The organism is Nocardioides sp., from assembly GCF_036274455.1.
In the GTDB taxonomy this organism is placed as follows: Bacteria; Actinomycetota; Actinomycetes; order Propionibacteriales; family Nocardioidaceae; genus Nocardioides.
This window is the reverse complement of sequence record NZ_DASUFR010000051.1, coordinates 1-12,975: the sequence shown is the minus strand read 5'-3', so window position 1 is coordinate 12,975 and position 12,975 is coordinate 1. Positions and strand designations below refer to the sequence as shown.

The window sequence follows — 12,975 nt, the reverse complement described above, 5'->3', positions numbered from 1 at the left end:
GCACGGGACGACGAGCGTGAAGTGGTGCGCCTCCTCGACGCCGGCGCCGACGACTACCTGGTCAAGCCGTTCTCGGCGGCCCAGGCGATGGCCCGCGTCCGGGCGGTCCTGCGGCGTACGGCGCAGGCCGAGCCCGACGAGAAGCGGGTGATGGTCGGCGGGCTCGTCGTCGACGCGGTCTCCCGGACCGTGGAGCTGGACGGTGCGCCGGTGGACCTGAACCGCAAGGAGTTCGACCTGCTCCTCGCCCTCGCATCGCGGCCCGGCCAGGTCATCTCGAAGCGACAGCTCCTCGCCGAGGTGTGGCAGCAGCCCTGGGGCGGCGCGGACCGAACCGTCGACGTGCACCTGTCGTGGCTGCGACGGAAGCTGGGGGAGTCCGCCGCCGAACCGAGGTACCTGCACAGCGTGCGTGGCGTGGGCGTGAAGCTCGTGGACCCGGGGTCCGGGTGAGCCTGCGGGTCCGGATCAGGCTGCTGGCACTCGGTGCAACGGTGGCGGTGCTCGTGCTGTTCTCGATCCCGCTGTGGGTGCTGGAGTCCCGATCGGCGTCACAGGACGTGGAGGACTCGGCGACCGAAACCGCGCTGGGTGTCGCCGACTACCTCTCGGCGGCCGGGGTGAGCGACGACCTGACGGACTACGTCGCCCGGGTCAACGACCGGGAGGATGCCAGCCAGGTCGAGGTCATCACTGCCGACGGCACGACGTACGGGCCCGCCCTCCCTGGCGCGGACGAGCAGGCTTCCGCCACCCGAGGAGACGCGGACCAGGACGGCGACGACTCCGGCGACGTCGACGGCGACCGCGACGGTCCGTTCCTGCGTCAGAGCCAGGTCGACGTCGACGACGTCACCGGCGGTCGTCTGGTCCGGGTCGAGGTGCGGACCGGTGGCGGGCCCACGGTCGTGCTCGGCTACGCCGACGACGCGCAGGTCCGCTCGACCCTGGCTGCGCGGCTGTTCCCACTCGGAGTCGCGGCACTCCTCCTCCTCGTGGTCATCGGTGCCGCTGCCGAGCTCGTCGCACGCCGGCTCGTCACCGACCTCGACCGCACTGCGGACCTGGCGGACACCATCGCAGCAGGAGACGCGGTGGCTCGGGTGCCGGAGTCGGGGCCTCCGGAGGTGCGCCGGGTCGCGCACGCGCTGAACGGGCTGGCCGGTCGCATCGACGAGCTGCTCGCGGCCGAGCGCGAGACCGCGGCGGACCTGTCGCACCGGCTGCGCACGCCGCTGACGGCGCTGCGCCTCGACGTCGAGGCGCTGCCCGAGGGCGAGTCCCGGAGCGAGCTGGAGGACCACGTCAACACCCTCGAGCGGACCCTCACCGCGATCATCCACCAGGCCCGCCGTTCTGGACGTGAAGGCACCCGGGTCGGGTGTCGCCCCGGACCCGTGGTCGCGGAGTCGGTGGCCTACTGGCAGCCGCTGATCGAGGACCAGGACCGGGAGGTGGAGGTCGCCGTCACGCCGGACCTCCCGGAGGTGCATGCCTCCGTCGACGACCTGCGAGCCGCGATCGACGCCCTGGTCGAGAACTGCATCGCCCACACGCCCGACCACACCGCGATCGCGGTCCGGGCCTTCGAGACGAGCTCTGACTCTCGACGGGTGGTCGTCGAGGTCCGGGACCAGGGACCGGGATTCGGAGCAGACGCGGTGCGGCGGGGCCGCAGCGACCGAGGCTCGACGGGCCTCGGGCTGGACATCGCGCGCCGGTGCGCGCGAGCCTCGGGTGGCGAGCTCGTGGTGACGCGCGAGGAGCCGTGGACGGTGGTCCAGCTCCGGCTGGGCCTCGCCTGAGCCGAGCCGGCGGGCTTCTCACAGCCCGATTTGACCTCGATTTGAGCCTGGCTTGGGGGGTGGCTGAACCGCTCCGGGCCACCCTCGGGTCATGACAGCGCAGCGACAGAGTCTCCTCACCCGGGCCCGGGTCGCCACTGCGGGCATCGTGCTCGCAGCGGGGTCGGCCACGGGCCTGTTGACCGTCGCGGCCGCCCACGCGACCGGCGGGACCGCCACCTCGACCGGCGACGACGGTTCGGGCACGTCCACCGGGTCCGGGTCCGGCAGCCGGGCCACCAGCGGGTCGAGCGGCAACCGGCACAGCAGCGGTTCGAGCAGTTCGAGCAGCAACTCCGGCCCGGTGGCCGGGACGAACTCCTCGTGAGCGCGCTCCAGTGGCGCGACTGGTCCTGCACCGTCCGCGTCGTCCTTGCTGACGGGCTCGCCGCGTCCGAGCCTCCGCAGTCCCGGGCGGCCGCACGTGTGGAGGCCCTGCTCCGCTGCCTGATGGACGACGTCGCCCGCTCGGCGAGCCGCTTCCGCAGTGACAGCGACCTGTCCCGGGTGAACCTCGCCGCGGGCCGGCTGGTGCCGGTTCGCACCTTGACCCTCGAGCTCGTCGAGGTGGCCCTGGCTGCCGCGAGAGACACCGACGGCGCCTGTGACCCGACCATCGGCCGCCACCTGCTGGCGGCCGGGTACGACGCAGACATCGACGTCGTGCGCACCCGTCGCGCGCACCCGACCGACCGCGAGTGGCCGACGGGCATTCGGCCGGCCGCCGACTGGACGGCCGTCCGCGTGGACCGGGAGCTGGGGCGGATCGGCGTACCCGCAGGCCTCGCCCTCGACCTCGGCGCCACGGCCAAGGCGTGGACCGCGGACGAGGCCGCCGCCCGGCTGGCCCGGGCCCTGGGTGTGCCGGCGCTGGTCGCGCTCGGCGGAGACGTCGCGGCGAGTGGATCCGGCCCGGAGTGGCCCCTGCTGGTCAGTGAGCACGAGGGCGGCTCCGGCGAGGTGATCGGACTGGTCGGCGGCGGCATCGCGACCTCCTCGACCCGGGGTCGGCGGTGGGCGACGTCGACCGGTGAGGCGCACCACCTCATCGACCCGCGCACCGGAGCTCCCGTCGACGGCCCCTACCGTTGTGCCACGGTCCTGGCCGACACCTGTGCCGACGCCAACGCCCTGAGCACCGCAGCGCTGGTCTGGGGCGACGAGGCACTCGAGCGCCTGGCCCCGCACGCGGCACGGCTCGTGGAGCGCAGCGGCCGCGTCGTCACGACCGCCGGGTGGCCGGGCGAGGACGTGGCGGCATGACGCTCTGGTTCCTCGCGCGGGCGGCCGGCTTCGTCGCCCTGCTGTCGGCCTCGTTGACCGTCGCCCTCGGCGCGGCGGGGTCGTCGGCACGACGCGACGGGCGGATCGTCGCGCACCTCGTGCACCGGTCGGCCGCGGTCGTGACGCTGGCGATGCTGGCCCTGCACGGGGTGCTGCTCGTCACCGACCACTTCGTCGACGTCACCATGTCGGGCGCCCTCGTCCCGTTCACCGCGGGCTACCGCGGGGTCGCCCTCGGCCTGGGCACCCTGGCGCTGTACGGCTTCCTCGTGGTGGCGCTCACCGGTGCGCTCCGTGGCCGGTTGGCTGCGAGCAGCCGCGCCGCGAGCGCGTGGCGGACCGTCCACGTCGCGGCGTACGCCGCCTGGGTGCTCGCCCTGGCCCACGGGGTCCTGGCCGGCACCGACACGGTCCGCGGGTGGGCCCTGGCGCTCTACGGGGCGAGTGCCTTCGTGGTGTCGGTCGCGGCGCTCGGCCGCATCGTGAACGAGGTCCGTCACCGCCGCTCGCCGCTGGTGCGCACCCGCCGGCTCGCGGCGTTCACCGATGCGGGCGTCCGATGACCGCGACCATCGGCGACGCCGAGGCTGCCGTGCCGACGGCATGGGGGACCGCCCGGCTGCTCGCCGGCACTCGGGCCGGTCGGCTCGACCTGGCGCGGCATCGGGACGTCCACGACGTCCCGCGCCGCTCGGAGCGCGGCTCGCTCGCCGACGCGCTCGATGCGGTCGGTCTCCTCGGCCGGGGCGGCGCGGCCTTCCCCGTGGCGACGAAGCTGCTCGGCACCCGGGCCGGCTCCGGCACCTACGTCGTGGTCAACGGATCCGAGGGTGAGCCGGCCAGCCACAAGGATCGCGCCCTGATGCGGCTCGCGCCGCACCTGGTGCTCGATGGTGCGCTCGCGGTTGCCCGGTCCCTTCGGACGAGGAAGGTCGACCTGGTCGTGCAGGACCGTGCTGCGCACGCCTCGCTCGCCGCCGCCGTCCGAGAGCGCCGCGACGCTCGTGGAGTGCGGCTGGTCCACCACGACCACGGGTTCGTCGGCGGGGAGGTCCGTGCGGTCACCCGGGCCCTCTCCGGAGGACCCGCCCTGCCGCCCGGGCGCCGGGTCCTGCCGACCGTGCACGGCGTCGACGGCCGACCGACGTTCGCGTCCAACGTCGAGACCTTCGCCCAGATCGCGCTGCTGCTCAGCCTCGGTGTCGACGAGTACGCCGGGGTGGGGGCGGCCGATGAGCCGGGGACCACGCTGCTCACGTTGCTCGGCGACGTTCCGCACCCCGGCGTGGTCGAGGTCCCCACCGGGCTTCCTCTGTCGGCGCTGGTGGGCGAGCGGCCGGGGCCGGTCCTGGTGGGCGGCTACCACGGCACCTGGCTCGCCGATCCCGGCGAGCTGACCGTGAGCCGCCCCACGCTCCGGTCCGCCGGAGCACCACTGAACGCCGGGGTGCTCGCCCGGCTGCCGCACGACACCTGCGCGCTCGGCGAGGTGGCCACCGTCGCCCACTGGCTGGCGGACCAGTCCGTGGGCCAGTGCGGACCCTGCTTCTTCGGGCTGCCCGCACTCGCCATCACGCTCGACCAGCTCGCCGTCGGGCGCGTTGCGACCGAGGCGGCCCGGCAGCGCGCCCGCCTCCTCGTCGGCCGCGGCGCCTGCGCGCACCCGGACGGGGCCGCTGCCTTCGTCGCCTCGGCACTCACCGTGCTCGACCGGGAGATCGCCGTGCACCGCAGGCACGGTCACTGCGGCCGGCCGCTGCTCGGCGTGCTCCCCACCGGAGGCGGGCCGGTGACCCGATGAGGCTCGAGATCGACTGGACCCGCTGCGACGGCCACGGCCTGTGTGCCCGGCTGCTCCCCGAGCTGATCTCGCTCGACGAGCACGGCTTCCCTGTCTTCACCGACCGCCGTGTCGACCAGCAGCTCGCTCGGCACGCGCGGCGAGCGGTCGCCGTGTGCCCCCGCCTCGCCCTCCGCCTCGAGCAGACCTCCCCGAGCCACCCCGTCCGCTGAACCGACCGACAGGAGACTCATCCGTGTTCGACCTCGTCAACGGTCTGCCCGTGCATGCCCTGGTGGTGCACGCAGTCGTCGTGCTGCTCCCACTGGCGTGCCTGGGCACGATCGCGATCGCCGTACGCCCCCGGTGGCGCAGCACGTACGGCGTACTCGTCGTCGGCTGCGCAGCGGTCGCCACCGCACTGATACCGGTGGCCACCTCGAGCGGCGAGGCCCTGGAGCAGCACGTCGGCAACCCGGGAGAGCACGCCGAGCTCGGAGACCAGCTGATCTGGTTCGCCATCCCGCTGCTCGTGCTGTCGCTGGCGCTGGTGTGGCTGGACCGCCGCGACTCCGCCACCTCGTCGGAGACAACGGCGGCCGCGCCGGTGGTGAGCAGTCGCAGGCAACCGTCCGCGACCACCCGGGTCGTTGCGGTGCTCGCGCTCGTAGCCGCGGTCGCGGCGTCGGTGCAGTGCTACCGGGTCGGCGACTCCGGTGCCCGGGCCGCGTGGGGCGACCGGGTGCAGTCCTCCAACTAGTGTCCCGCGTTGGAAGTACGGTGCCTGAGTCCGTGCTCCGAGTGCGTGCATCGCAAGGCCCCGGAGCGACGCTCTACCTGTTCGTCCAGCGAGCGACGGCAACGCCGCGAGGTGCGCGCTCGGGGTGCGGAATTAGGTGCCGAACTTTCGACGCGGGGCACTAGCCCTAGGTGCTGCGACGGCGTCCGACCGCACGGAACACCTCGTCGACGGCCCAGACGATGACCGGGAACGTCGCGAGGACGCACAGCTGTTCGAAGTCGAGGGGGCGGGTGCCGAAGACGTCATGGAACAGCGGCAGGTAGATGACTGCCGCCGACACCGCCAGCTCGAAGGCGATGCCCGCCAGGAGCAGGCGGTTGGTGAACGCACCCACCTCGAGCAGGGACACCCGTTCGGTCCGCGCGGCGAGCGCCGTGCCGACCTGGCAGGCGACGATCCCGGCGAAGGTCATCGTCGTGGCTTGCAGCCAGGCCTCGTGGAACGACGAGCCTGGTCCGGTGGGGTCCCCGGGGCGCCAGCCCGCGGAGAGGAGCACCCACAGGTAGCCGCCGGTGGCCAGCAGCGCCGAGGTGAGGCCGAGCAGCCCCCAGGCCCGCAGCAGCAGACGGCGGGTGATGATGCTCTCGCCGCGGCGTCGCGGCGGGCGGTCCATCAGGCCGGGCTCGGCCGGCTCCCTGCCGAGCGCCAACGCCGGCAGCGTCTCGGTGCCGAGGTCGATCATCAGGATCTGCGCCACGGTGAGCCCGAGCGGGACGGCGCCGCCCGACAGCGCGAACAGCAGGTACGGAACGATCTCGGGGACGGCGTGCGCGAAGATGTAGAGGATGAACTTCCGGACGTTGTCATAGACCCGGCGCCCGGACTCGACAGCGACGATGATCGTGGCGAAGTCGTCGTCGGTGAGCACCATGGTCGCTGCCTCACGGGCCACGTCGGTGCCCGCGACCCCCATCGCCACACCGATGTCCGCCCGACGGAGCGCCGGCGCGTCGTTGACCCCGTCGCCCGTCATCGCCACGACGTGCCCGAGGCCCTGGAGGCGGGAGGCGATGCGCAGCTTGTCCTCGGGGGAGCTGCGGGCGAACACGATCTCGTCGCCCGTCGTCAGGACCGCATCGAGCTCGGTGTCGTCCATCACCTGCAGCTCGGTGCCGGAAATGGTGCGCGGCCCGCGTCCGCCACCGATGCCCGCGCTCCGCGCGATGGCCGCGCCGGTCGCGCCGTTGTCACCGGTGATGACGTGGACGCGGATGCCTGCATGGTGAGCGCGCTGCACGGCGTCGGGAACCGCGTCGCGAAGTGGGTCGGAGAGGGCCACGAAGCCCAGCAGCGTCAGTCCGCTCTCGGCCACCTCGCGGGTCTCCGGGACCGTGGGGCTCTTCCGTGAGGCGCAGGCCATCAGCCGCAGCCCCTGCTCGGCGAGCTCGAGCAGCCGTTCGGACAAGGCCGCCCCCGCAGCCTCGTCGAGCGGAACCACCCGGCCGTCGTGCGCCACCGTGGTGCAGCACGCCAGCACGGCCTCGGGTGCTCCCTTGGTGAGGACCGCGAACCCTTCTGGGTCCTCGACGACGACGGTCATGCGTCGCAGGCGCGGGTCGAAGTGGAACATCCGCTCCGGGTCGGGGCGAGGGGCGTCCTGCGGTCCGAGGAACCGGTCGGCGACGTCGAGCAGGGCGAGCTCGGTGGGGTCGCCGATGTGGGCCTCCCGGTCGGCGGTGGAGCACCGACGGAGGACGCGGGCGATCGCCCGCCGTTCGTCCGGCTCGGGGGAGCGGCGGCCGGAGCCCGACCACACGCTGTGCGCACGCATCCGGTTCTGGGTCAGCGTCCCCGTCTTGTCGGTGCAGATGATGTCGGTCGACCCGAGCGTCTCGACGGCGCTGAGCCGCTTCGTCAGTCCGCCGCGCCTGGCGAGCTCCGCGACCCCGACGGCAAGCGCGAGGGTGATGGTGGGCAGCAGCCCCTCGGGCACGTTGGCGACCAGCAGGCCGATCGAGAACACCCCCGCTTCACTCCAGCTCAGCCCGGCCAGGGTCCCGAGCGGCAGGAAGGCGAGCCCGACCCCGACGGCGACCGCGGCGATGAGCCACGCCACCCTCCGGACCTGCTGCTCGAGCGGGCTGGCCTGCCGGGTGGTGCGGCTGGTCAGGCGGGCGATCCGGCCGAGCTCGGTGGCCATGCCGGTAGAAACGACCAGCGCCTCCGCCTCACCCGCCGTGCAGGTCGTGCCGGACAGCACGACGTCGGTGGCGTCGACCACCCGGGTCGCCGGCGGCGTACCGGCATCCGGCACTCCACGCGCCGCCGGGGCCGACTCACCGTTGACCGCGGACATGTCGACGTCCACCGAGCCGCGCACGATCTTGGCGTCGGCGCAGATGGCGTCGCCCTCCTCCAGGACGAGGAGGTCTCCGGGAACCACCTCGGCGGCCGGCACCACACGACGATGTCCGTCCCGGACGACGATCGCGTGGGGCGGCAGGTAGTCGGCCAGCGCCGCCACGGCGTGCTCGGCGTGACGCTCCTGGACGAGGGCGAAGGCGGCGTTGATCCCGATCACCGCGATGATCGCGACCCCGAGCGTGGCGCCCTGCGTGAGCAGCGCCAGCAGGGCCGCGACCCACAGCAGCAGTGCAAGGGGGTGGGTCAGCTGGCGGACCAGCCCGGCCAGGACTCCCGGCCCTCGCTCGGCCACGAGCTCGTTGGGGCCGCTCGACGCCAGCCGACGTGCGGCGTCGGCCGCGGTGAGCCCCTGCGCCTCGCAGTCCAGCTCGAGGAGCACGCGCGCGAGCGGTGAGAGGAGGAGCTCGTCCGACGCGTTCGGCGCCAGCGCAGCAGGAGACGTGAGGGCCATGTCCTCCACGGTCGAGGCCGGGCGCCGGGATACGTAGGGACCTAGGTCTGCACACGCGAGGACCTCGCGCCCTGACTTCATCGTGCCGGCCGGCGAGACGGTGGCACAGGAATCCAGTTGGAGGAGTTGGACCATGTCCGTCACTGCACACCGTCGGCCGGTAGCTCCGGCACATCAGAACGTCGACGAGAAGATGGGTCCCTGGCAGGCCACCGCGCTGGTGGTCGGCAGCATCGTGGGGGTCGGGATCTTCAGCCTGCCGTACGCGATCGCGTCGTACGGCCCGATCAGCCTCGTGGCGATGGCCATCGCCAGCGTGGGCGCCCTCGCCCTGGCCATGGTCTTCGCCGGCCTGGCCCGCCGCATGCCGGCCGAAGGCGGGCCGTACGCCTACGCGCGCACCGCGTTCGGCAACGGGTGGGGCTTCGTCAACGCGTGGTCCTACTGGATCACCGCGTGGGCGGGCAACGCCGCCATCGCGGTCGGCTGGGTGTTCTACGTCGAGCACTTCGTCAACAAGGACAGCGCGAAGTGGGGGTCGATCCTGATCGCACTGGCCGGACTGTGGATCCCGGCGGCGATCAACCTCACCGGCGTGCGCAACCTCAGCGCGTTCCAGGTCTTCACGACGGTGACCAAGTTCGTCCCGCTGCTGTTCATGGCCACGGTCGGCCTGCTGTTCATCGACAGCGGCAACTTCACGCCGTGGAACACCAGTGGTGACACCAGCCTGTCGGCCATCGGTGGCGCGGCCGCCATCTGCCTGTTCAGCTACCTCGGGGTCGAGGCCGCGGCGGTCACCGCCGCCAAGGTCCGCAACCCCGAGCGGAACGTCCCCCGCTCCACCCTGGGCGGCACCGCGGTGAGCGCGGTGGTCTACATGCTCTCGCTGATCGCGATCTTCGGCATCCTGCCGGCCACGGCGCTGGCATCCGACGCCAACCAGGCGTCGTACGCCGCGGCGAGCGACCACATCTTCGGCGGCACCTGGTCCGGTGACCTGGTGGCGCTGGCCGTCGTGCTGTCCGGCATCGGAGCCCTCAACGGGTGGACCATGATCTGCGCGGAGATGCCGCTGGCAGCGGCCCGCAACGGGCTCTTCCCGCGGGCCTTCGTCAAGGAGTCCTCGCGCGGCATGCCGTGGTTCGGGATCGTCGCCTCGACCTTCCTCGCCTCCGTGGCCGTGCTGGTCAGCTACGCCGGCACCGACGGCGCGACCGTGTTCACCACGCTGGTGCTCATGACCGGCATCACGGCCGCCGTGCCCTACGCGTTCTCGGCGCTGGTGCAGGCGATCTGGCGGATCCGCGACGGCCAGGTCCCGAGCACCTGGGTGCTCGTCCGCGACCTCGCCGCGACGGTCGTCGCGTTCGGGCTCTCGGTGGCGTTCATCTACTACTCCCGGAACACCGGCAACGACTGGTACGTCTACTGGGGTCCGTTCCTCATGACCGCCGGTGCGTTCCTGGTCGGCATCCCGGTCTACGCGCTGCAGCGCAAGCACATGACCGAGCCGGCCGACGTGCCGCCGTACAAGTAGGAGCCCGGACGTGTTCAGCGTGAACTCGGAGGTGGGCCGGCTGCGTGAGGTGGTCGTGCACCGACCGGGCACCGAGCTCTCCCGACTCACCCCGAGCAACGTCGACTCGATGCTCTTCGACGACGTGCTGTGGGCGGAGCGGGCCCGCGAGGAGCACGACCTCTTCGCCAAGCAGCTGGTCGACCAGGGGGTCGTGGTGCACCACTTCGCCGACCTGTTGGCCGAGGCCCTCGACGTCGACGACGCCAGAGAGTTCGTGGCCACGCGGCTGGCGACCCATGAGCGGTTCGGCCAGATGCTGGCCGGCGCGATCGGCGAGCTGGTGCGCACCTACCCCGCCGCGCGGCTCGCGGAGATCCTCATCGGAGGGCTCACCAAGCGCGACGTCGAAGCCTGGGTGGACATCCCGAGCCTGCTGCTGCAGAGCGCCGCGCCGGACGACTTCATCCTGTCGCCGCTGCCGAACCACCTCTTCCAGCGGGACAACTCGGCCTGGATCTACGGCGCCCTGTCGGTGAACCCGATGGCGAAGGAGGCCCGGCAGCGGGAGACGATCAACTCGCGGGTGGTCTACAACTTCCACCCGATGTTCCGGTCCGCGCCGCCGACCTTCCTCTACGGCAACGACTCGGCCGTGCATCTCCCGGCCACGGTCGAGGGCGGCGACGTCGCCGTTCTCGGCCACCGGGCCGTGATGATCGGGATGGGGGAGCGGACCACGTCACAGGGCATCGAGCTGCTCTCGCAGCGGCTGTTCGAGACCGGGACCGCCGAGCGGGTGATCGTGGTCGAGCTGCCGAAGGAGCGCGCATTCATGCACCTCGACACGGCACTCACCCAGGTCGACCGCGATGCGTACTCGGTGTACCCATACCTGCCCGAGACGCTCCGCTCGTGGCACGTGACACCCGAGCGGGGCGGCCTGGCCTTCCACGAGAACGACGACCTCTTCCGCGAGCTGTCCTTCGCGCTGCAGGTCGACGAGGTCCGGGCGCTCAAGGTGCCGATGGACCGCCGCGCCGCCGAGCGTGAGCAGTGGGACGACGGCAACAACTTCCTCGCCGTCGCCCCAGGCGTCGTCCTCGGCTGCGAACGCAACACGACCACCAACCACTACCTCGAGGAGCACGGCATCACGGTCCTGCCCGTCGTCGGCTCCGAGCTCGGGCGTGGTCGCGGTGGGCCGCGCTGCCTGACCTGCCCCATCTCGCGCGAGGCCTGACACGCCCCCGCGCCACAACTGCCGGACCGAGGTGTCGACGATGGATCGGCTGAGCCCACTGTCTGCGGCGTTCCTCGCCGCGGAGGATGCGGACCCGGAGTGCAGCATGGTCATCGGGTCGTGCGCGGTGCTCGAGGGATCGGCTCCGTCGGTGGAGGAGGTGCGGGAACTCGTGGCGAGCCGGCTGGAGCTCGCACCCCGCTACCGGCAGCGGGTCAGGCCCGCGCCGCTCGACCTCCGGGCACCGGCGTGGGTGGACGACCCGGGCTTCGACCTCGACCAGCACGTCGTCGCTCGGGCGTTGCCGCGGCCCGGGAGTGAGGTCGAGCTGGCCGAGCTCGTGGGCGAGGTCATGGACGCGCGGATGGACCGGTGCCGGCCGCTCTGGGAGATGACCGTCGTCGACGGGGTGGCCGGCGGCCGGTGGGCCCTGGTCTGCCGCGTCCACCACACGCTGGCCGACGGCGTGTCCGGGACCGAGCTGCTCCGGCTCGTCTACGACAGGGTCGAGCCCGAGCGCCCGCGCCACGAGGTCGGCATCCCGAAGGCCCGCACCGGGACCGCCCAGGTCGACGAGGCCCTGCGAGCCGTGCGGGGCGGGTTCGCGCTCACCGGAGCCCTGGCGCCGGTCCACGGGCCGTCGGTCATGGGCACCCTCCGGACCGGGCGCAGGTATGCCTGGCGGACGGTCGAGATCGAGTCGGTGCGCGACCTGCGCCGCGGCCTGGAGGTGACCCTCAACGACGTTGCGCTCGCGTGCGTGGCGGGCGGCTTCCGCGCCCTCCTCGAGCGGCGCGGGCTCGAGCCGCACCCTCGCGCGCTCCGGTCGCTCGTCCCGGTCTCCGCATGGGCCGGCCGGAGCGCAGCCGCGCCGGACAACAGGGTCACGCTGGTCCTGGCCGACCTGCCGGTCGACCTGGAGTCACCGGTCCGGCGGGTGGTGGCCGTCCATGACCGGATGGCCCGGCTGCGACGGGCCGGTGAGCCCCAGGCCGGGTTGTGGATCCAGCGGCTGGCCGCCGCGGTGCCGTATGTACTGCTGGGCCGGGCGATGCGGCTGCTGCTGAGCGTCCCCCAGCACCAGGTGGCGACCGTGACGACCAACGTCCCGGGGCCGACCGTGCCGCTGGCCTGCCTGGGCCGCCGCGCCGAGGCGTTCCTGCCCTACGTCCCCGTCGCCGACCGGGTCCGGGTGGGCGTCGCGATGTTCACCTACTGCGGGCACCTCACCTTCGGGCTCACCGGTGATCGTGACGTCGACGACCTCGAGGTGCTTGCGGACGGCATCGAGTCGAGCTGGCGAGAGCTGGTGGGCACCGCTGGGGGCCGGCCTTAGCCGAGGATCTCCGGCACCAGGTGCCGATTTCCCTCGGCGAACCCATCGACGCAATCCGGTAGGCGCGCGGGCAACCACGGAAGCGTCAGAAGAGCCGCAAGTTCGTGACCAGGACGCCGAGATGCGGTGCGAACCCACCGGGCCAGGTCTTCACGGGCCGCCCTCGACGAACTTCCGGCGCACCCAGTAGCAGGACCTTTGGTCCACCCCCGCGAGGACGCATGACCCTGCCCCGGCCCGGGCGGATGACCGAGCGTGGAACCAGAGGGCCGGGCGGCCCACGGAGGGAGAGCTTGACCATGAGGATCGCGATCAACGGGCTCGGACGAGTCGGCCGCGCACTGCTTCGGCA

At 72.7% G+C, this 12,975-nt stretch carries 12 protein-coding genes; 11 read left to right on the top strand and 1 reads right to left on the bottom strand.

Annotation, left to right across the window (positions count from 1 at the left end):
• The 8 genes from VFV89_RS04825 to VFV89_RS04790 all read left to right on the top strand — a co-directional run.
• The coding region (locus tag VFV89_RS04825; RefSeq protein WP_329704772.1) for a response regulator transcription factor at window positions 1-453 on the top strand (453 nt) is incomplete at its 5' end.
• Window positions 450-1,805 carry a HAMP domain-containing sensor histidine kinase gene (locus VFV89_RS04820; protein WP_329704771.1) on the top strand — a complete coding sequence of 452 codons (1,356 nt, stop codon included), beginning with the start codon at window positions 450-452 and terminating at the stop codon, window positions 1,803-1,805. The genes VFV89_RS04825 and VFV89_RS04820, both read left to right, overlap by 4 nt.
• 91 nt (window positions 1,806-1,896) lie before the next feature.
• Window positions 1,897-2,172: a hypothetical protein gene (locus VFV89_RS04815; protein WP_329704770.1), complete on the top strand. Its 276-nt coding sequence runs from the start codon at window positions 1,897-1,899 to the stop codon at window positions 2,170-2,172.
• Window positions 2,169-3,107: an FAD:protein FMN transferase gene (locus VFV89_RS04810; RefSeq protein WP_329704769.1), complete on the top strand. Its 939-nt coding sequence runs from the start codon at window positions 2,169-2,171 to the stop codon at window positions 3,105-3,107. Before VFV89_RS04815 ends, VFV89_RS04810 begins: the two co-directional genes overlap by 4 nt.
• Window positions 3,104-3,691, top strand: coding sequence for a hypothetical protein (locus VFV89_RS04805; RefSeq protein ID WP_329704768.1), 588 nt, complete (start codon window positions 3,104-3,106; stop codon window positions 3,689-3,691). Before VFV89_RS04810 ends, VFV89_RS04805 begins: the two co-directional genes overlap by 4 nt.
• Entirely contained in the window at window positions 3,688-4,929 is a 1,242-nt protein-coding gene (locus VFV89_RS04800; protein WP_329704767.1) for an NADH-ubiquinone oxidoreductase-F iron-sulfur binding region domain-containing protein, read from the top strand. Before VFV89_RS04805 ends, VFV89_RS04800 begins: the two co-directional genes overlap by 4 nt.
• On the top strand, window positions 4,926-5,141 hold the full coding sequence (locus VFV89_RS04795; protein ID WP_329704766.1) for a ferredoxin: 216 nt from the start codon (window positions 4,926-4,928) through the stop codon (window positions 5,139-5,141). Before VFV89_RS04800 ends, VFV89_RS04795 begins: the two co-directional genes overlap by 4 nt.
• 23 nt (window positions 5,142-5,164) lie before the next feature.
• Window positions 5,165-5,668 carry a DUF2231 domain-containing protein gene (locus VFV89_RS04790; protein WP_329704765.1) on the top strand — a complete coding sequence of 168 codons (504 nt, stop codon included), beginning with the start codon at window positions 5,165-5,167 and terminating at the stop codon, window positions 5,666-5,668.
• A gap of 166 nt (window positions 5,669-5,834) precedes the next feature.
• Here VFV89_RS04790 and VFV89_RS04785 read toward each other — a convergent pair whose 3' ends face one another.
• The gene (locus VFV89_RS04785; protein WP_329704764.1) at window positions 5,835-8,525 is read right to left on the bottom strand and encodes a cation-transporting P-type ATPase; all 2,691 of its coding nucleotides are present in this window, start codon (window positions 8,523-8,525) and stop codon (window positions 5,835-5,837) included.
• A 133-nt stretch (window positions 8,526-8,658) separates the two neighbouring features.
• Here VFV89_RS04785 and VFV89_RS04780 point away from each other — a divergent pair, with 133 nt between their 5' ends.
• The 3 genes from VFV89_RS04780 to VFV89_RS04770 are packed head-to-tail and all read left to right on the top strand — an operon-like array spanning window position 8,659 to window position 12,623.
• Window positions 8,659-10,065, top strand: coding sequence for an APC family permease (locus VFV89_RS04780; RefSeq protein ID WP_329704763.1), 1,407 nt, complete (start codon window positions 8,659-8,661; stop codon window positions 10,063-10,065).
• Window positions 10,066-10,075: 10 nt separating this feature from the next.
• Complete coding sequence (locus tag VFV89_RS04775; RefSeq protein WP_329704762.1) at window positions 10,076-11,287, top strand: arginine deiminase; 1,212 nt, start codon at window positions 10,076-10,078, stop codon at window positions 11,285-11,287.
• Window positions 11,288-11,327: 40 nt separating this feature from the next.
• On the top strand, window positions 11,328-12,623 hold the full coding sequence (locus VFV89_RS04770) for a wax ester/triacylglycerol synthase family O-acyltransferase (protein WP_329704761.1): 1,296 nt from the start codon (window positions 11,328-11,330) through the stop codon (window positions 12,621-12,623).
• Window positions 12,624-12,975 lie beyond the last annotated feature (352 nt).